Source organism: Aquirufa sp. ROCK2-A2 (genome assembly GCF_054558485.1).
The window spans coordinates 538717-560349 of record NZ_JBPXKA010000001.1; the positions used below are offsets into that span (position 1 = coordinate 538717).

The 21633-nt window shown below is 36.1% G+C and carries 15 protein-coding genes; 6 read left to right on the plus strand and 9 right to left on the minus strand.

Annotated features, from left to right (window positions below; all coding sequences use genetic code 11):
• Positions 1–5: 5 nt before the first annotated feature.
• The 4 genes from V7S76_RS02295 to V7S76_RS02310 all read left to right on the plus strand — a co-directional run bounded on the left by V7S76_RS02295 (position 6) and on the right by V7S76_RS02310 (position 6891).
• On the plus strand, positions 6–1487 hold the full coding sequence (locus V7S76_RS02295; protein ID WP_459508388.1) for a RagB/SusD family nutrient uptake outer membrane protein: 1482 nt from the start codon (positions 6–8) through the stop codon (positions 1485–1487).
• Positions 1488–1568: 81 nt separating this feature from the next.
• Positions 1569–3992: a S9 family peptidase gene (locus V7S76_RS02300; RefSeq protein WP_459508389.1), complete on the plus strand. Its 2424-nt coding sequence runs from the start codon at positions 1569–1571 to the stop codon at positions 3990–3992.
• A 46-nt stretch (positions 3993–4038) separates the two neighbouring features.
• Entirely contained in the window at positions 4039–6510 is a 2472-nt protein-coding gene (locus tag V7S76_RS02305; RefSeq protein WP_459508390.1) for a zinc-dependent metalloprotease, read from the plus strand.
• 123 nt (positions 6511–6633) lie between these two features.
• Entirely contained in the window at positions 6634–6891 is a 258-nt protein-coding gene (locus tag V7S76_RS02310) for a 4a-hydroxytetrahydrobiopterin dehydratase (RefSeq protein WP_459508391.1), read from the plus strand.
• 99 nt (positions 6892–6990) lie between these two features.
• On the opposite strand, the gene V7S76_RS02315 is transcribed toward V7S76_RS02310, so the two are convergent.
• Positions 6991–9027, minus strand: coding sequence for a M13 family metallopeptidase (locus V7S76_RS02315; protein WP_459508393.1), 2037 nt, complete (start codon positions 9025–9027; stop codon positions 6991–6993).
• A gap of 54 nt (positions 9028–9081) precedes the next feature.
• Here V7S76_RS02315 and V7S76_RS02320 point away from each other — a divergent pair, with 54 nt between their 5' ends.
• Complete coding sequence (locus tag V7S76_RS02320) at positions 9082–11127, plus strand: dipeptidyl-peptidase 5 (protein WP_459508394.1); 2046 nt, start codon at positions 9082–9084, stop codon at positions 11125–11127.
• A gap of 216 nt (positions 11128–11343) precedes the next feature.
• Here V7S76_RS02320 and V7S76_RS02325 read toward each other — a convergent pair whose 3' ends face one another.
• Positions 11344–12417 carry a Gfo/Idh/MocA family protein gene (locus V7S76_RS02325; RefSeq protein WP_459508395.1) on the minus strand — a complete coding sequence of 358 codons (1074 nt, stop codon included), beginning with the start codon at positions 12415–12417 and terminating at the stop codon, positions 11344–11346.
• 108 nt (positions 12418–12525) lie between these two features.
• On the opposite strand from V7S76_RS02325, the gene V7S76_RS02330 reads away from it, so the two are divergent.
• Complete coding sequence (locus V7S76_RS02330; RefSeq protein WP_459508396.1) at positions 12526–13419, plus strand: sugar phosphate isomerase/epimerase family protein; 894 nt, start codon at positions 12526–12528, stop codon at positions 13417–13419.
• Positions 13420–13952: 533 nt separating this feature from the next.
• Here the strand turns inward: V7S76_RS02330 and V7S76_RS02335 are convergent.
• The 7 genes from V7S76_RS02335 to V7S76_RS02365 form a co-directional block, all read right to left on the minus strand.
• A complete protein-coding gene (locus V7S76_RS02335) occupies positions 13953–14876 on the minus strand; it encodes a bile acid:sodium symporter family protein (protein WP_459508397.1) in 924 nt (307 codons plus the stop codon).
• A 10-nt stretch (positions 14877–14886) separates the two neighbouring features.
• The gene (locus V7S76_RS02340) at positions 14887–16851 is read right to left on the minus strand and encodes a hypothetical protein (RefSeq protein WP_459508398.1); all 1965 of its coding nucleotides are present in this window, start codon (positions 16849–16851) and stop codon (positions 14887–14889) included.
• Positions 16852–16867: 16 nt separating this feature from the next.
• Positions 16868–18667 carry a family 16 glycoside hydrolase gene (locus tag V7S76_RS02345; protein ID WP_459508399.1) on the minus strand — a complete coding sequence of 600 codons (1800 nt, stop codon included), beginning with the start codon at positions 18665–18667 and terminating at the stop codon, positions 16868–16870.
• Between the two features lie 168 nt (positions 18668–18835).
• Positions 18836–19552, minus strand: a complete 717-nt coding sequence (locus tag V7S76_RS02350; protein ID WP_459508400.1) for a peptidase associated/transthyretin-like domain-containing protein — start codon at positions 19550–19552, stop codon at positions 18836–18838.
• A 60-nt stretch (positions 19553–19612) separates the two neighbouring features.
• Positions 19613–20449 (minus strand): phosphatidate cytidylyltransferase, encoded by an 837-nt coding sequence (locus tag V7S76_RS02355; protein ID WP_459508605.1) that lies wholly within the window; start codon positions 20447–20449, stop codon positions 19613–19615.
• Positions 20443–20661, minus strand: a complete 219-nt coding sequence (locus tag V7S76_RS02360; protein WP_459508401.1) for a putative signal transducing protein — start codon at positions 20659–20661, stop codon at positions 20443–20445. Before V7S76_RS02360 ends, V7S76_RS02355 begins: the two co-directional genes overlap by 7 nt.
• Before the next feature lie 4 nt (positions 20662–20665).
• The gene (locus V7S76_RS02365) at positions 20666–21625 is read right to left on the minus strand and encodes a CPBP family intramembrane glutamic endopeptidase (RefSeq protein ID WP_459508402.1); all 960 of its coding nucleotides are present in this window, start codon (positions 21623–21625) and stop codon (positions 20666–20668) included.
• Positions 21626–21633: the final 8 nt, after the last annotated feature.

A 21633-nucleotide genomic window follows, 5' to 3' on the forward strand; every position in this document is an offset into this window, starting at 1 on the left:
GAATCATGAAAAATAAATTTATATTACTCTTAGCTTTTGTTTTCGGCATGATTTCATTTTCATGCGAAACAACCTATTTAGATACGAATCCGACGGCTAGTATCGATGCAAATGCGGCCTATTCCACAACGAAGAATGCAGCTGCGGCAATTAATGGAATTTATCGTTCGTTTATCGTTCGTTATTTAAGTTCTCAAGGACATTCTGGTCACCCTGCAATGATGATTATTTTGGACCATATGGGTGAAGATATGGTCATAGGTACGACTTCAGTTTCCTGGCACCGGGATGAAACAAGATGGATTGCTCATCGTTCTGATGTGACTACAATGACTCAATTCCCTTATGAATTGTATTATCGAATCATCGGAAATGCCAACTTAGGTATTGCAAATATTGATAAGGCCGTTGGACCCTCAGCGGATAGAAATACCCTTAAGGGCGAAGCGCTTGCTTTACGTGCATTTGGTTATTTTAATTTAGTTCAATTGTATGGTAAACGTTACGATGCTAGAGCTAAACCGAATACTCAACTTGGGGTGCCTCTTGTTCTAGAGCCAACAACAGAAGGAAAAGCACGAAATACGGTTGAAGAGGTTTATACGCAAATCAACAAGGATTTAACGGATGCAGCAGCCTTATTGAAGAGTACTCGGGTAAATAAGTCACACATCAATTTGAATGTTGTAAAAGGTTTGCAGGCAAGAGTGGCTTTAGTGCAACAAGATTGGACTAATGCGGCTAAATATGCAGCAGAAGCAAGAGCTGGATACACACCAATGAATGCCACCAATTATTTAGATGGTTTTCAAGATATAGCAAATGCTGAATGGATGTGGGGTTTTGATCACTTAGAAGATCAATCAGAATATTTTGGAGCTTATCACTCTTACATTTCTTGTAATTATAATTCAACGGTTATTAGAACGTATCCAAAGGCAATTAATAGTTTATTATATAAACAAATTCCTTCTTCAGATGTACGAAGTAAAATGTGGGTTGAATCACCAACTGCCGCGAACTCGATTGTTCCTCCAGGAGGTATTCGGGTGAAATTTCTGAACCAAAAATTCAGATTACCAGGTACACCATCCACATCTGCGATGGGAGATGTTCCTTATATGAGAGCTGCAGAAATGTATTTAATTGAAGCTGAAGCAAAAGCTCGATTGAATGATGAAGCAGGTGCAGCAACGGTATTATTTGATTTAATCAAAACAAGAGATGCTTCTTATGAAAAATCTACCAATTCGGGTCAAGCTTTAATTGATGAGATCTTAGTACATCGTCGTATTGAACTTTGGGGTGAAGGTCATCGATTCTTAGATTTGAAGCGTTTAAATGCACCATTGAACAGAAATGGAGCTAATCACATTGCTTCAGTTGCTTTGTTATTTGATGTTGCTCCGGGTGATGTAAGATGGGAATTCTTAATTCCTCGTCGTGAAATTAATGCTAATCCAGCAGTGGTTCAAAATCCATTATAATTTGATTTTAGAATTTAAAGGTGGCTTTTATTGGCCACCTTTTTTTTTCTCCTTAAATTCCCTATTAACAAATTATTTAATATGAAACCTATGATAAGATTATTGATTGTAGCTCTATTATTTTTGTCCCATACAGCTATTTTTTCTCAAGATGCTACAGGATATCAAACTCCTCCCAAGGAAATTGCCGATTTACTTTTAGCCAAACCAACCCCAACCATCCGAATTGATAGCAAAGCTACATGGATGTTGGAATTTGGCAGAAATTCTTATCCAACGGTCGAAGAGTTAGGACAACCAGAATATAGAATTGCAGGATTGCGATTAAATCCCAATAACTTTTCTCCATCTCGGCAAACCTTCCTTCATTCTATTTCCGTTAAGAATTTAAAGGATAAAAAAGAAGTTGTTTTAACAGGAATGCCAAAAGATCTTCATGCAGGAAATATAGTTTGGAGTCCTTCCGAAACTAAAATAGCCTTTACTCAAACAGAATTTGACCACATTGATTTGTACATCATAGACTTGAAAACTGCCAAAGCAACAAAAATGAATAAAAGATCACTGAATAACGTTTTAGGATCTCCATTTATTTGGATAGATGATCAAACCATTTTATATAAATCCATCATTCATTCGGCTTCTGGCGCTCCCAAAAAACCGATCACTCCTTTAGGTCCAACTATTCAACAGAACATCGGCAAAGCAGCACCGCGACCTACGTTTCAAGATTTAATAAAATCACCATATGATGAACAATTATTTGAATATTATGCGATGAGTCAATTGGTAATCAATCAAAATGGGCAAGAGAAATTAATTGCGTCTTCTGCCATATATTCAAGTATGGATTTGTCGCCGGATAAGAAATATATATTAACAAAACTTATAACTAAACCTTTTTCCTATGTCGTTACTGCATATGGATTTCCTTCCAATGTTCAAATAATGGATTTGTCAGGAAAATTGGTCAAGCTTGTGGCAACACTTCCTTCAACAGAAACAGCTCCTGCGGGTTATGATAATGTTCAAAATGTAGCAAGAGGTTTTGAATGGAGAGAGGATGAAGCTGCAACCATTGTTTGGGCTATGCCTCTGGATAGTGGATTGATTAAAAAACAAGTAGATTTTCGGGATGCTATTTGGGCTTTAAAGGCACCTTTCAAAGATGACCCTAGTGAATTATTTAAAACTAAATCGCGGTTTGCAGGCATCACTTGGGGAAATGCTCAACTAGCCATGGTAACAGAGATGTCCCGTGTTAAACAAAGCCTAAAAGTGAGTCGATTTAATTCCGAGAGTAATGATTTATCTCTTTTGTATGAAAGAAATATGACAGATGCTTACACCAATCCAGGTAGTCCTGTACTGACAAAAAATTCATTCGGAAGATATGTTATTCAAACAACTGATGGTGGTTCTAAAATTTTGATGAATAATACTACGGGATCATCGCCTAAAGGTGATTTGCCATTTTTGGCTAAATTTGATTTGAATAGTAAACAAAATGAGATTATTTGGCGTTCTTCTGAAGGTACATTTGAAATGGTGGAAGATGTTTTTGATGCAGATAAGCTCTTGTTTTTAACGAGAAAGGAGTCTCAAAAAGAAGTTCCTAATTATTATTTGAAAAATATTTCTTCTTCTTCTTCTTCTTCTTCACAAATTGTTCAACTGACTAATTTTCCGAATCCTTATCCAGCATTGGCAGGTATAAGCAAGGAAAAAATCAAGTATAAACGTGCAGATGGAGTAGATTTAACGGGTGATTTATATTTACCCAAAGGATATAATAAAGAAAAAGACGGCCCTTTACCTGTATTAATATGGGCTTATCCCAGAGAGTTTAATTCTGCTTCTGATGCAGCTCAAATCCGAGGAAGTAAAGATCGATTTACGACACTAAGTTGGGCTTCTCCTATTTACTATGTGACGCAAGGCTTTGCCATTTTGGATAATGCCGAAATGCCAATTGTAGCTACTAGTCCAGATAAAAAACCCAATGATAGTTTTGTTGATCAATTGAAAATGAATGCAGAAGCTGCGATCAATCAATTGGTTGCTTTAGGTGTAGGTGATCCCAAAAGAATGGCTGTTGGTGGGCATAGTTATGGCGCATTTATGACAGCCAATTTGTTGGCACATACAAATCTGTTTAAAGCGGGAATTGCTAGGAGTGGAGCTTATAATCGCACATTGACTCCATTTGGATTTCAAAATGAAGATCGTACCTATTGGCAGGCTCCTCAATTGTATTATGAAATGAGTCCTTTTAGTTATGCCGATAAAATTAAAGAACCCATCTTACTAATTCATGGTGAAGCAGATGACAATACGGGGACTTACCCTATTAATAGTGAGCGTTTATATGCTGCTATTAAAGGAAATGGAGGAACAGTTCGATTTGTTTTTTTATCTTATGAAGCACATAGTTATCGCGGAAAAGAAAATTTGTTTCACATGCTTTGGGAGCAACATAATTGGTTACAAAAATTTGTGAAGTAATTGTTGGTATCATAAATACACATTTATCATTAAATAAGTTTGAAAGATGAAAATATCAGGTTGGATTAGCATTTTTACATTTTTTCTAGGGTTGAATGTCGCCTTTTCACAGTCTTCTAAAGGTGGGTCTACAGATCATCCTGTTGTGGAAGTAGCAACAGAAAAAAAAGGAGAAAAGAAATCTAAAGAATATCACCAAATTATCACCAAGGAAGCTATTAGCTCAAAAGGTTTATTTACCTCCCACAAAGTAGGCGAAAAATACTACTTTGAAATACCTAAAAAATACTTAGGAAAGGAAATGCTACTCGTTAGTCGAATTGCAAAGATACCAAGTGGATTGGGGGGTGGATATTACAATGCAGGAACCCCTACCAATGAGCAGCTTATTGTTTGGGAAAAATTCAACGAAAAGATTTTAATCAAAGTCAAATCATTTGCCTCTGTTGCTAATGATTCCCTACCCATTAGTTTATCTGTGAAAGCGAATAACTATGAACCAACATTATACGCTTTTGATATTGAAACAATAAGTAAAGATTCGTTGAATTTTGTCATAGACGTAACTAAGTTTTATTCAAGTGATGTCATGGCTCTTAGCGGTTTAGATGCATCGATGCGAGATACATACAAAGTGAAAAGCTTGGATGCATCTAGAAGTTTTATTCATTCTGTCAAGTCTTTTCCTTTGAATATAGAGGTAGTTCAAGATTTTACTTACAATGCTTCAAAACCTTCTATGCTTTCAAGTACTGAAACCATTAGCTTACAAATGAATCAGTCCATGATTTTATTGCCAGAAGTACCCATGAAACCCCGTTTGTTCGATCAAAGGGTGGGTTGGTTCACACAGAAACAATATGATTATTCCAGTGAAGAATTGAAGTCGGACCAAAAAGTTTACATTAGAAAATGGCGATTGGAACCGAAAGACATGGCGGCTTATTTGAGAGGCGAACTAGTTGAACCCATTAAGCCAATTGTCTATTATTTAGATCCTGCTACTCCTGAAAAATTACGTAAACACATCAAAAAAGGGGTGGAGAATTGGCAGAAATCATTCGAAAAGGCTGGATTTAAAAATGCCATTATTTGTAAAGATCCACCAACAAAAGAAGAAGATCCTGATTTTTCTCCCGAAGATATACGTTATTCTGTTATTAGATACGTGGCTAGTACAACTCGTAATGCGATGGGACCTAGTGTCAGTGACCCACGAACAGGTGAAATCATTGAAAGCGATATCATTTGGTATCACAATCATTTAAGATCTTATCGCAATAGGTACTTGTTGGAAACAGGGGCAGCCAATGAAAAAGCAAGAACATTGGATACAAGAGAAGAGGATATAGGGGAAATGATGGAAATGGTTATTGCACATGAAGTTGGACATGCTTTGGGATTTCCACATAATATGGGGGCAAGTAGTTCTTACGAGGTAGAAGATTATCGTAAAGCAGATTTTACCAATCAATTTGGTATATCATCTACCATCATGGATTATGCCCGATTTAATTATATCGCACAGCCGGGAGATAAGGGAGTAAGATTTATCCGCCAAATGGGACCTTACGATGATTATGCCGTCAATTGGGGTTATCGAATAATACCTGATGCACCAACTCCTGAATCAGAGGTTTCTGTTTTGGATAAATGGATAGAGGAGAAAGCGAATGATAAACGTTTTAGATTTGGAAGTCAATCAAGCACTTTTGACCCTAGTTCACAAACAGAAGATATTGGAAATGATCCCATCCGAGCAAGTACTTATGCGATTAAAAATTTAAAATTTGTAGCCAAAAATTTATCGACTTGGACAAGCTCAAAAACAAATGATTACGAAGATTTGATCGAATTACATGAGGAATTATTGAGTGCATGGTTTAGGTATATTAGTCATGTGACAACCAATGTAGGTGGTTATTATGAGCATTTTAAAAAACCAAATCAGGTTTCTAACACGTATACATTGGTCTCCAAACAAACCCAACAAGCCTCTGTTCGCTGGTTATTGGATAATCCTTTTACCGATTATCAGTGGTTGTTGAATAAAGAATTAATTAAAAACAATCAATTTACGGGTTCTATTGATCGAATTAGGTCCTTGCAAGTTTCAACGCTCAATCGATTAATGAGTTTTGAAACCTTTAGTCGTTTGGAAAATGGATTAAACATGGAAGCAGAATATTATCAGCCCATTGATTTATTTACGGATTTGAGAGTCGGTATTTGGAAGGAATTAGCATCCGTTTCTAAAATAGATGTTTACCGCAGAAATTTACAGAAGGCATATATTGACCGAATGAAGTTTTTACTCATTGAGCAGATGCCCGTTTCAACTGGAAATAAAGATTATTTTTCAGTCAATCAATCGGATCTTCGTTCAATAGTTAGAGGTGAATTAAAACAATTGCTAGCCAGTTTGAAATCCGCTAAACAATCCTACAAGGATTTAGCCAATCAATACCATTTGGAGGATTGTATTGATCGAATTCAATTAATACTTTTTCCAAAATAAGATTTGATAAATGTAGAGCCTTTGTGGAATCTCTGTGACCTTGGTGTTAAATTTAACACTAAGTCACAAAGGTTTCACAAAGTTACTCAACCATCATTAAACGAAATTTAAAATCTCGATGGAATGTATAAAATAAACCAATGGAAATTAGTAGACCATGCTTTAATTAAAACGTTTGAATTTGCTAGTTTTGAGCAGGCACTTTTATTTATGCAATCAGCGGTTCCTTTTATCAATGAAACTGATCATCATCCAAACTGGACCAATGTATACAACAAGGTACATGTGAAATTAAATACCCATGATGCAGGAAATGTTGTCACTGAAAAAGATTGGGTTCTCGCAAGGTTTTTAGATGAGATTTATATAAAACAAAACTAGGTGGCTGATCCCTCAGCCACCTAGTTTTACCAATTATATCCTTCGACTGCGACTCCGCTCAGCCAGTAATTTTTTCTCTCTTCTCACTTCTCTCTTCTATTACCAAATCTTAATTCGATCTTCAGGTTTTTTATACAATTTATCACCAGGCTTCACTTTGAAGGCTTCATACCAAGCATCCATGTTGACCGGTGCTCCAATCGTTCTGAATTCTGCAGGAGAATGTGGATCTGTTTGAACCAATTGGGCTGCTGTTTCAGGTAATGAACTTCCTCTCCAAACTTGAGCCCAAGCTAAAAAGAAACGTTGATCAGGTGTAAAACCATCCAATTTCTTCTTTGATTTCCCTTGTTCTGTCATTTTGAATGCTTCATAGGCCATATTTAAGCCACCTAAATCGCCAATGTTTTCGCCCATGGTTAATTTACCATTGACATGTAGCGTATCTAAAATTGTATAGGCATCAAATTGGGCGCCTAATAGTGCTGTTTTAGCTTTGAATTTAGCCAAATCTTCTGCCGTCCACCAATTTCTTAATGATCCGTCTTTGTCATACTGACTACCTGAATCATCAAATCCATGGGATAATTCATGTCCAATAACAGCACCAATACCTCCATAATTTAAGGCATCATCCGCTTCTGCCGCAAAGAATGGGAATTGTAAAATACCCGCAGGGAATACAATTTCATTCATGACAGGGCTATAATAGGCATTTACCGTCGGTGGAGTCATACCCCATTTACTACGATCAACGGGTTTACCCAATTGGCTAATATTTTCTTTGAAACCCCAAATTCCTGCGCTACGAAGATTATTGAAAAATGTCTTATCATTGATTTCCAAACCTTCATAATTTTTCCATTTGTCTGGATATCCGATTTTAGGAGTGAAGGCATGTAATTTAGCTAAAGCTTTTTCTTTGGTTTCAGCACTCATCCAATCCAAATTTTTGATTCTAATTTCAAATGCTTTTCGCAAATTCGCCACCAATTCAATCATTCTCGCCTTGGCTTCCGGTTTGAAATATTCTTTGACATATAATTGTCCCAATAGTTCTCCAATTGTTCCATCAGTTAAACTAGACATTCTCTGCCATCTAGGAGTTTGTACTTTTTGACCGGATAATACTTGTGAAAAAGCGAAACTAGCTTTGACAAACGGACTACTTAAATTGCCTGCTGAGTTCTTTAAAATATTCCAAGTCAAATACGTTTTCCAATTTTCCAAAGATTCATTTTCTAAGAGTTTATTCGCTGCCACAAAAAATTTGGGTGCAGAAACTAAAATGGAATCTTGTTGAGGAACTCCGTAGGTAGCAAATTGTCCTTTCCAATCAATTTCGGGTGTACTCTTTTGGAATTCAGCAAATTTCAACTTGTTATAAGTTTTGTATGGATCACGCATTTCCACTCGCGACATCTGTGCATCGGCTAATTGCTTTTCCAATTGAAAAATGGTCTCTGCATTTTTTTTAGCCGCTTCTTCGGAGGTTCCAATCAGCGTAAAAAGTGAAACAATGTACTTTTTGTAAGCTTCTTGGATTTTCAAACTTCTTGCATCCGATTTTAAATAATAATCTCTATCAGGTAAACTAGTTCCACCTTGACTTAATTGTGGAACCATTTTCTCAATGTTTTTTCTATCTTGGCCAACATAAAATCCATAAAGTGGAGATCCAATTCCAGAAGTTCTGAAATTCGCCATTTCATTGACAATTCCAGCTTTACTTGTTATAGCATTAATTCGACTAAGGTCTTCTTTGATGGGGCTATAACCTAATTTTTCAATCGTTAAACTATCCATAGCAGCTGCGTAAAAATCAGCCACTCTTTTTTCTATTGAGCCTGCTGCAGCATTCGATTGGTTTTTAATTGCATTTTCTAAGATACTTTTAACCGCATTGATGTTAAAATCTCTTAATTGATTGAAGCTACCCCAACGAGTTTCTTTGGCTGGAATGGGATTATTTTTTACCCAAATTCCGTTGGAATACTCAGCAAAATCATCTCCTGGTTTTACTTTTAAATTCATGTTGGATTTATCAATGAATTTAAAGGGTTTATCTTGCGCGAAATTAATTTGACTTAAGGATAATAAACCGGCTGTCAGTAGCCAAACGTATTTTTTTTTCATTTTTTTAGGTTGATGTGAGTAAAATCTGGAAATTTGAAATCCAAATCTAAAAATATGAAAAAAATCTGCCTTTTCAATCTCTTATTGCTCCTTTCTGCATTTTCTAGTTTTTCTCAACAACCTTTGAAAACAATGAGTCATGAAGATATGATTCTTTTAAAGCGCGTGGGAGCCCCCAAAATTAGTCCAGATGGTAAATGGATCATTTACAATGTCATGATTCCTTCTTATAATACCGAAGAAAATTCTACCGATTTGTATTTGGCAAGTGCTGATGGAACCATTGCTCCTCGAAAATTAACGAATTCAAAAGCTGCAGAATCTGATTATTTTTGGCATCCTACTGCGAAGAAAATTTATTTTACAAGCAAAAGGGAAGGGGATGAAAATGCTCAATTATATTCCATGGATTTAGATTTAGGAGGTGAAGCACAACGCTTGACCAATCTCTCTACAGGAGTATCTAGTCCCAAAATTAGTGCAAATGGGCAAAAAATACTGTTTACTTCCAAGGTTTTTCCGGGAGCCTTCACCGATTCTTTAAATAAAAAGATTGCGGAGGATAAAAAGAAAGTCAAATACAAAGCACGTGTTTATACGACCTTCCCTATACGTTATTTTGATAAATGGTTGGATGAAAAACAAGATCATATTTTTTTATTGAATTTGGAAAATGATTCAAAGCCGGTGGATTTGTTCAAAAATATCTCTTTAGTGGAATCCAAAGGTTTTCAATTAGGTGCTTTTTCTTTTAGTCCGAAGGATGAAATGGTGGTTTTTACTGCCACTACAGAATATCATACCAGCGCCTTTCAAAATCCTACCTCGCATCTTTATCAATTAAGTCTTTCGGGAGGAGCTGAAAGTTTACTGGTGAAAGATCCATGGGATTATTCTCAAGTGCAATTTTCTCAAGATGGAAAATATTTGTTGGCTTTAGGGAATTTAGATGATCAGAAAATCTATCATTTGGCTCATTTATTGCGTTTTAATTGGCCTTCCATGACAGAGAAAACAGATTTGCTAGCTGACTTGGATAGACCCATCAATGGTTTTGAAACAAAAGGAAACTCGATTATACTAAGTATAGAAGATCAAGGAGTAGATCGGATTATTCATTTGGATATCCGTTCTGGTAAATGGAATAATTTGTTAGGTGGCGATAAAGGTTCGTTGACGAATGTATCCTTGTCCAATAATCCCTCCGTTTTTGCCTATTCCTACGAACATTTAGCGGCACCGAGCGAAGTTTATTCGTCAACAGATAAGCAGATAAATGCTATCTCTAAATCCAATGTAGAAGCGCTTTCCAAATTGGATGCAGCTGCACCTGAAATTTTTTGGACACAAACGAGTCGGGGCAAACGTATCAGAAGTATGTTGTTAAAGCCTGCAGGATTTGATTCTTCGAAGAAATATCCATTATTTGTTTTAATGCATGGGGGACCCGCCATTTCCTTCAAGGATGTTTTTGGATTTAGATGGAATCCGTATGTTTTAGCATCCCATAAATATGTGATTGTCATGACCGATTACACGGGTTCCGTGGGTTATGGTGAAAAATTTGCGCAGGATATTCAGTTTGATCCTTTCAAAGGTCCAGGACAAGAAATTATTGAAGCTTCCAAAGATGCGATGAAAAGGTATTCGTTTATCGATGAAAGTAAGCAGGCAGCGGGTGGCGCAAGTTACGGTGGACATTTAGCAAATTGGATGCAGGCAACCACCACACATTTTAAGTGTTTAATTTCTCATGCTGGATTGATGAATTCCGAGGAACAATGGGGCACTTCGGACGTGATTTGGGGAAGAGAATTGATGAATGGTGGAGCTCCTTGGATTCCGACAAAAACTTGGAAAGAACAAAATCCGATGCGCTTTGCAGCTAACTTCAAAACTCCCATATTATTGACAGTAGGAGAGAATGATTTCAGGGTTCCTATCAATAATACTTTAACGAATTGGAGTATTCTTCAGCGCTTACAAATTCCTAGTAAGTTGATCGTCTTTCCAGAAGAAAATCATTGGATTTTAAAACCTGAAAATTCAAGATTTCATTATAGCGAGATTTCGAATTGGTTGGATAATTATTTGAAGTAAGATGTATGAGGTAAAAGGTAATAGGTAAAAGGTTTTTTATATTTTGGCACCTATGAGGCCTTTTAGTGTTAAAAATTTCAACCCTTAAATTGCATTATTAGGTATTAGTTTTTGAAATTTACCTATTACCTATTACCTATTACCTATTACCTATTACCTATTACCTATTACCTATTACCTATTACCTATTACCTATTACCTATTACCTATTACCTTTTACCTCAAAACCACCATCTCGCCCGTTTTAACTGATTCATCACAGGCGAATGCAATGCGTAAACTATTGACCGCATCTTCCACATGATCCGTTAAATCCATGTCTTCTTTGATTGCTTGTAAAAAGTAGGCTTGTTCCCGATCGCATAATCCTTGGTGATCAGGTTCATCTGTTAAATTCACCCATTCATCTGGTTGGGTAAATTCATTTTGGTCATCAATAGTGGCATGATGTACGCGAAGCGATTCGGTTTTGGTATGTGATCCAACATCATCTGATTTGCCTTCTCCACCAGCTTCTTTCGCTACAATGGAAACAGATCCTTTGGGTCCGAATACATCTTTGACAAAATAAGCAGTTTGCGAAACCATAGGTCCCCAACCGGCTTCGTACCAGCCAACTGAACCATCTTCAAAATGTATTTGTAATTGTCCGTAATTGTAATTTCCCTCTGGAATATCATCTGTCAATCTAGCACCAATGGCAGATACTCTGATGGGTTTGGATCGGGTCATTTGACACATGACATCAATATAATGAACACCGCAGTCAACGATGGGACTAAGACTTTTCATTAAATTTCTGTGGACACCCCACATGTAGCCATGACTTTGTTGATTTAAATTCATGCGCATTACCAATGGTTTTCCCATGGATTTTGCAATTTCAATGAATTTAATCCATGAAGGATGATGCCTCAAAATATATCCTACAACCAATTTTTTTCCTGTTTTTTTAACCACCTCTGCCACACGAATAGCACCTTCTAGTGAATCTGCAATTGGTTTTTCTAAGAACACATGACATCCTGCTTCCAAGGCTGCAATGGAATATGCTTCATGGGTATCTGGATAAGTTGAAATACAAACTGCATCTGGTTTGGATGCTTCTAAAGCGGTGTAAAAATCTGCATACAATGTTTGTCCACCTCCCAATGCTTTATTTAATGTCTCTTTACTCGATCCTGGAGATACTAATCCACAAATTTCAAATCCTTCTAAATGTTGATAAGCTTGTGCATGAGATGCTCCCATATTTCCACAACCCACCACTAGTACACGAATGTTTTTCATAGGTAAATTTTAAAAATTGAAATTAGTAAAAATTGCGTATAAATGGGTGATTAATTTTATTGTATCATTTATATACATTAAATTTGAGTAATCCTAAAATGATTTATAATGATGAACTCAAGAAGAAAATTTCTGCAACAAACGGGTGCTTTTATCGCAGCCAGTGTAATTGCCCCTCGCTTATTAACTGCACAAACGTATGTTTCTCGTCCATTAGGCTTACAGCTTTTTACGTTGTTTGGACAAATTGAAAAAGATGTAAAAGGTTCTTTGCAAAAAGTAGCCGATGCTGGATATAAAGAAATCGAATCTGCCTTCAGTATGTTGCCAGCTTTTTATGGCATGTCGGGGAAAGAATTTAGTTCCTATTTATCTTCTATCGGAATGACTTGGACTTCGCATCATGCCATTGGTGCACCCTTAAAACCACGACCAGGTTTTGATTTTTCAAAAATGCCTAAGATGCTTTCATTGAAAAATGATACGAATGAAATCATTGATAGTTTAGCTGGTACAGGAGTGAAGTATTTGGTTTGTGCCAATATTCCCATCGAATCAAAAAAAGAAATTGAGGAAGCAGTTGTGATTTTAAATAGGTCTGGTGAAGCAGCCAAAAAAGCTGGATTGGTATTCTGTTATCATAATCATGATGCTGAATTTAAATCTGTAGAAGGTGTACTTCCCTTCGATGTTTTTGCAAAAGATGTACCTTCCGATTTATTGAAATTTGAATTGGATTTGGGTTGGGTATCTAAAGCCGGTATTGATCCAGTGGAGTTATTTAAAAAACACCCAGGGCGTTTTCCATTATGCCATATCAAAGATTTTAATAAGGATTATTCAGAAATTTTACCCGTTGGAGAGGGTATCATCGACTATGCTACCATTTTCAAATCAGCCTCTTTAGGTGGTTTGGAGCATTTCTTTGTTGAACATGATATGCCTAAAAATCCTTATGAAAGTATTGCTATTAGTATGCAAGCTTTGAAAAAGATTCTTTAGAAGGGAGGATTTATGAGTTGAAAGGTAATAGGTAATAGGTAAAAGGTAATAGGTAAATGGTAATAGGTAAATGGTAATAGGTAATAGGTAATGGGTAAAAGGTAATGCGAATTAAGGATTGAAATTTTCAATTATTAATCTCTTACCTTACCGCTTTTGGCTTCGATACTTCGGCAAGCTCAGTAACCGAGATCAGCTAACGTTATTTATTTTAGATCTTATAAATGAACTTGCGGTTAATCCGATGAAAGAAACGAAATAAATGATGAGTTATGAATTTTAAAAAATGCTCATAATTCATACTTCATAATTAAATTGATTCGTCTTGGATTAACTGGAAGAAAATGAATTTTTTTGTTTCTTTTTTTTCAAAAAAAGAAATGCCATAGAAAATAAATTAACCAATAAATGGCAATGCGATATCGGAAGTGTTTAGTTATTAGTGTTCAGTTATCAGTGTTTAGTGATTAGTTTTTAATTTACCTAATAACTAATAACTAAAACCTAATAACTAAACACTATTACCTATTACCTCATTTCTTCTTCCAATAATTCGCTAAGGCGGAACCATTGATATTCATTAGCGGACCAAATATGGCAGGTGCTAATCCAAGAGTGGAAACTTTACCCAAAGCCATGGCTAATCCAGAGGCTAAGCCTGCATTTTGCAATCCCACTTCAATCGCGACTGTTCTACAATCTTTCTCGGGTAATCGAACCAATTTAGCACCCATGTAACCTAGAATGAATCCCAGCAGGTTGTGTAAAAGACAGGCAACAACCAATAAAGGCCCAACGGTCAATAAGGCATTTCTACCATTTGCCGTAATAATAATGATGATAATGGCGATGCTCCACATAGAAATATTGGATAAATTATTTTGCAACCATATCCATTTGTCGCCTATCAATTTTTTATAAATCACCCCAAAAAATATTGGGATTAAAATCAATTTACATATCTCCCAAACCATGTTCCAAAAATCAATTTTAATCAATTGACCGGCTAATTTTTCCATTAAAAATGGAGTTAAAATAGGAGCTATAATCGTTGCAATAGCAGTTAAAGTTAAGGATAGTGCCACGTTGGCTTTTGCGATAAATGACATCACATTGGAAGCTAAACCGCAGGGCATGCAGCCTACCAAAATGATTCCAGCCGCTATTTCTGATGGAAAATCAAATACTCTGGTTATTCCATAACCCACGAATGGCATGATGGTAAATTGAAATAATACGCCCAATACTACTGCTTTTGGTGATTTCAAGATTTCTTGAAAATCCTCAATTCCCATGGTTGTACCCATCCCAAACATGATGATTTGAAGCAAGGGTATAATGAATATTTTAAATTGGATACCACCAAATCCAACAAATGGGCTTGGGTAAATCAAGGTAATCCCAACAGCAATAATTATCCAAAAGGAAAATGAAGTTCTTTTTAAAATGTCCATCATTTCAACTAATTTATTTTCTTAAAGAGTTTATCCAACCAGCAATTTTAAGTACATCTCCTTTTGGAACATGACTCATAGCAGCCATCGGTGTGCTGTAATCAGGCCAATTGGAAGGCTTCGGTTGTGCTACCAAAGCGGCAATTTGGGCATTCGTATATTTTCTTTTAGCGATTTCCGTGTAGGCCGGGCCAACAGCTCTTTCATCTACTTTATGACAAGCCAAACAAGCATGTTTTTTCAATAGCGCCATCGCTTCGTCTGTAGAAATTACTCCTAATTTAGCATTGGCCTTTAATTTTTCGCCTTCCACATTCGGTGCTGCTTCTTTCTTTTGGTTATCAGGTGTATTTACTTTTGAACCTTTGTCTTCTTGTAATTTACCTTTGTTTACTTTTTGATTTGTCAAAGGAAATGTTGCTTTTTCTCCAACAGGAATATTATTTAAAGTATAATAGGCAGTATTATGAAGTAAATTATTTCCATCAATGGCGGAAGTTACATTTGGAATAATTGTATGAACGTATCCCAACCGTAATCCATCTACCACCATTCTTAATCGTAATCCATCCTCTGAAAGTTTTACTCCTCTGACTAAGTTCGCCTTTTGATTGGTTAATGGACTACCATATACGGGAAAGTATTTATAGGTATGGCTACTTACTTCATAGTTAGCTACATTTTCAGCTGTTTTTCGATTGACAGGTGATGTGAATTCTATCTCAAATCCATCTGGCATCGCACGGACCGCTTTCATCTCAAAAGGCATTTTTCCTGTAAATACCAATCTTTCTAATCCAAAGGGTTCTTTCCCCACTGATCCCCAACCTCTGTTTGTACCACCTACAAATAAACCATTTTCTCCACCAGCCCAAGCCATTCTCAATACCCCAGAACGGAAACCTGACCTAAAATCGAAAGAAGCGCCTTGATATTGACCATTCACTTTTTCAAGAAATACACGTGCAATTTTTGACATCCCTTGGTCTCCAACAAAAATTTGACCCGAAAATGGACCAAAATTACCATTTGATTCGTCGCTGATGATTTCGGAAGTAGATACACCTAAAACACCGTGGGGCAACCACACTGCTGGTGATTTAATTTGTTTGTCAGGATAAATATTTTTCGACATTTCATAAATCGAAGTATATTTTTCGTTTTCAATATTTTCTGGTTTGACAAATGGGTTATCTCTTGGATCTACTTTGGCAAATACCAATTCTTTTCTCATTTTAACAGGTGATTCAGGACGATCCGCCCATTTTAAGGAAGCAGGATGACCCATAAAATCGCCTTTTTCAACGTGGGAAATAAATCCTGATCCTTGCCAATCGCCTTGATTATCTCCATAAAAGAAATCGCCATTAAGCATTCCTATTCCACATGGTGATCTCATACCTGCTGCAAATGGCTCCATTTTGCCGTCTTCAGAAATCTTCATGGTCCAACCTCTCCATGGAACATACGACTTACCAGCCCACCAATCGGATGCACCAAACCCAACGTTTCCAGTGATATAAAATGATCCATCAGGACCCACTTTAGGGCCAAAAGAATATTCATGGTAATGACCAGAAATAGGTATGGAATAGACCGTTTCATATTTATCAGCCTTCCCATCTCCATTTACATCTACCAAACGGGTTAGTTCTCCTCTTTGTGCACAATATAAATGTCCATTTTTGTAAGCTAATCCCAGTATTTCATGTAATCCACTGGCAAATTTTTTGAAATTCGGAGTGCTTGACAAAGGGTTTTCGATGATGTAAACATCTCCTCTTCGAGTGGATGCTGCTACATCTCCATTGGGTAAAGTCACAAGACCACCCACCTCCAAGACGATGCCTTCCGGTACTGGAACTTTTACGATTTTATAATAATCATTTTCACTGCTTACTTTTTGGGCAAAACATTGTCCAACTAAGGCAAAAAGCAGAATGCTAGTTTTAGCGAAGTAATTGATTGCTATTTTCATTGTTTGATTTCTAATTTTACCAAAGGATTTCATAAGTCACTTTTTCTGCTGCAGGTGTTGTCAATACTTTCTTGAAACCTGCAACCGAGATACTCGCATGGCTGGCTTTTATGTAGTATTTTTTTCCATCGATGGCATATAAATCATTTCCCAATGAAATAATTTCATTCCCAATAGCTAATCGGATGATGGGACTGTCAGAAATATTTTTCAATAATAGAGTCCTTTCGATGAATTCATTATTCTTGATTCGTATTTGATCTGAAACATCCGTTCCTTCCATTTTGTAATGAAAAGTAGGTAAACCTTCCTCATCTAAGTCATAACCTAAGGTTCTAAATGGAACGTTTTCTGACGTTTGATCTTCCAATAAGTTCTTTGTTTTTGACACAAGTAATGTGGATAAATCGTTTAAAGTCAATATCGCACCTCTTGCTTTGGATGAACCATCTCCACGGTCATCCCACATGGGGGATGTATCTAGGAATTGTCCTTTCCAAATTTGGACGATACTTCCATTGTCCAAATTATAGGTATAATGTAAATTGCTTGGACTTCCTACATTCACGCCATGTACGATTCTTTTTACCTTTTTGCCATCATTCATTAAATCAGTAAATGACCTGAAAACTGTATTGGTTTTGGCATCCAATAAAATAGGGTCTGAAGGAGTGGCTCCTAACAGGGATGAGATACTGTGGTAAGTCTTTGATCGAAATTCAGGACCTTCGATCCACATGCCTAGTGCAGGTCTTAACCAAGCATCTGTTTTGTAAGAGCTTATTTCAATGGGCACTTTTCCACTAGGTAAATCAACTTCAACACTTCTCTTAGTACTGTTGTCTCTCCATTGATTACTCAGAACTTCTTTGCCATTGATACTAACCATCGAATTGCCAGAAACGATAAATTCAAAAGTGTGTTTTCCTGCAATTGGAATATCTAATGTGGATTTGAATACTTCCGCTAAATTATTTTCTTGGGGACTAACCTCCCAAGTTAACTTATCCATTTTACCCGAAAGATTTGGTTTTTTACCAATGAAGTCTTTTGGATTCTTAAATTCGCCTAAAAACACCTGGTAATCGATGCCTGACATGTTAACTTCTTTGCCTGAAAAAGACTTTACCATTAAATTTTTAAAAGCAACGGCACCGTGATCTCCTTGTATCATAAATGGTCCCAAGGCTGCTTCTGTTTCAGAAATTGCTCCGCCGGTAGGGCCTGTTAATTCGACATTTTCGTGCAAAATGGCTCCATTTAATTTGATTAAAATGATTTTTGCATTTCTGATTTTTTGGCCTTTTGCGTCAAATTTGGGAGCTTGAAAGGAAATTTCCATGTGCTGCCAAAGTCCTGGAGCCAAGCAGGCATTGATTCTTGGCGCATGTCCTTCAAACAAATATTCTTCAGGAATGAATTTCCTTCTTTTGTAAATTCCACCGCAATCGCCTGTGCCAGGATTAAGAACTCCCCAGCTATCTAACAATTGAACTTCATAACGTCCTTGTAAATAAAATCCAGAATTAGAATGTTTGGCCATCATGAAATCGAATTCAACATCGACATCTCCGAATTCTTGATGGGAAATTAAATTTGCCCGATTTTCTTTGTTGGGTAAATTAACTAAAATGGATGCTCCCGGAGTAGCTGTCATGGCTTCTGCCACGTGAAGATCAGCATTGACATCTCCGGCAATCTGCCAATTGGATTTATTATTTGATTTCCAAAAACTCAAATCATTGAATGAGATTTTTTGTTGGGCAAATAATACAAATGGGCTACAAAAAATAAGCAAAAAGCTTAATTTTTGCATTCTAAATTTTTGAAACATTACAATTTGGATTATTGATATAAAAAATAGTACAAGTACTTACAAATATAGGAAAGTTTTAATTTGCTCTGTGATGATTTCACACGAATGGTCATAAATAAGATCGGTCCTATTAGAAAATTGTGCTTTCAACAAAGAGACTTATGATTCCTACTTATTTTCCCTTAGAAATTGTTGCCTAGAAATATTTTCTTTGGGTAAGAATTCATAGGCCTTTTTATAGTCTTTTCGTTTTAAATCGCCATTTTTGACGGATTTAATGAAGCTCATCCAGGCAAAAGGATTGGCCAAAGTTAACATGGGAGAATTAACAAATGTTCGATTGGCCATTGAATAGGTCATTTGATCAGAGAAGGTTCTGAAATTGGAAACAGCACCCATACCTGCTTGCATGGCAAATACATTTAATTTCGACTGTTCTAAATTTTTCTCTGCGATGTTCCGTTGTTTTTCATCAGATAAACGCATTTCAAGAAATGCTTTTTTGAATTCCTCCTCACTGGAATGGCGATAAACTTTTACTTCAGAAAGCATTTTCGATTCTTCTTCCATGGCAATAATCGCTCTGTGGTTCAGTTCTGTATCTCTGGGAATGATGTAATATTTCTTTTTGTGCCCGATATAGGAAAAGACGATACTATCACCTGGAAAAACGTACATTTCAATGATTCCAAAATTGTCACTCAAGGAACCATTACCTGCTTGAGGATTGAAGGCATAGGCGAGGGGTAAAAATTCTGAATTTTCGGCTGAAATGACGCGGGCAGTAAATAATACTGTTTTATCTTGACCTTGCGAAAATGCTTGGAATGTGCCTACGAAAAGCAATAGTACACAAATGAATTTAAATTTATTCCAAAATTTCATAAAGCGAATTTTACCAATATTGAATGTATTACCAAACAGCTATCGTTAAACGATGTTAAATTAAAATAATTTTAAAAAGGTGATAATAAATGGAATCGACAACAATAAACCATCAAAACGATCTAAAAATCCACCATGCCCAGGAATGGTATCTGCTGAATCTTTGATGTTCATACTTCTTTTAAATAAGGATTCCACCAAATCTCCATAAGTTCCTGCTATCACTATGATGATACCAATACTAAACCATTGCCAAACTTCGTAATGGGTGAAATATTTGGAAATCATCAAAGCAACGATCATAGCAGTTATTAAACCTCCTATGCTTCCTTCCCAGGATTTTTTAGGTGATACCCTTTCAAATAATTTCGTTTTTCCAAATTTCGTACCTGCAAAGTATGCACCGGAATCGCTAGCCCACAACAAAAATAAACAACCCATCACCAATTGTGGATCGTAGGTTTCATTTTTGATAAAGGCCAAAACGGTTAATAATGCAAAGGGTAATGCCACATAAATGATACCTAGAAAAGTATAGGCGATATTTTGAAAAGGTTTTTCATCTTGTGATTTATACAATTTGATGAAAAAGATAATGGCTAACAGGGGTGAAAGGATATAATAATTTTGATAACCAATCATACCCTTTTCAATGAAAAAAGTCAATAAATGTAAGACAATCCCACAAAAGGTGCCATAAAAGGTCAAAGGCAGGTTCCCATCAAAACTTCCTACTAATTTGTAAAATTCTAATTGAGCAGCAGCTCCGATGAGCAAAAACAAGCCTAAGAATGTGTAATCGCTAAATTGAATACAAAATAGGAGAAAAGGCACTGCAATAATTGCTGCAATAACTCTTTGTTGAAGATTTGAAAGGTGTCTGATACCCATTAAGATGTAGTTGTTGTTTCTGATAAACTTGATAAATATTTTTTTGCTTCTTCTATTTGAGTTTCGTGAACATAGAGTTCCCAATTTCCTAGATCATAAGCACTTACTTTCTTATTTATAACGATGGCATTTATCTGACAATTTTCTTGTAATAAGGATTTTTGAATTTCTAAATCAATTCCATTTTTGGAAATTCCAATTAGTTGCCAATTTTTCATCTTGTTAGGTAGTTTTGTGTTTGTATAAACGGTTCAAATAGAAAGTTACGAAAATTAATGATATCGCTGCTGACCACATGGGCATATATTGAATGCTTCGTTCAGGATCAATGTTAATTTTTTTCAATTGATAAAGATAATTCATCGTTAAAGCGAATCCATTATTGAAAAAATGAGCGATGATTGGAATCCATATATTTCGATACCAAACATAAAGATATCCGAAAAATGCGCCTAAGAAAAGTCGCGGGAAAAAGCCATAAAATTGGAAATGAATAAAACTAAATACGGCTGCTGAAGCCCAAATGGCCACATGTTTGTTGCTTAAATATTTTTCAAAGATATTTTGTAATATACCTCTAAAAAATAATTCTTCCCCTATGCCAGCCATGGCAGCTATCACGAATAAACCAGAAATAAAATCGATGGGTCTATCAAAGTGAATTAAAAATTTGGTTAATCTACCTGCCATTTCTTCTGTATTTTTCATGGTAGATTCTAATTGACTATAGGCAGGTGGAAGTTTAATTCCTTGGTTCCATTCAATCATGTATTCCATTAAAGGCATGGATACCAACAAGGCGATGATGGACCAAAAAACGATGTGCCAACTAGGTATTTGGTTGGGACTTAGGTCATTTAACGTTTGTTTATTAATGAATCGGTTATATGCCCAAGCGCTGAAAACAAAACTAAATAGCGCTGAAAACCATTGAAAACCCATCATGGCTTTTTGTCCGTTCAAATAGCCTTCTGGTTTGCTCAAAAATTGCATCATTTGTTGAGTCATTAATTGTTGGTTGCTAACCGACACTTGGTTCAATATGTCCGTTTGAATTAGCACACATAACAATCCGATAAACTGCCCAATAAAACTGCCTAAAAGGAAGAATCCAAACAAACTAAGCAGTTTCGAGAAAATGTTAAACCAATTGCTTGGTCCTGAATGATAGTTTTCTTGCATAATGGTCG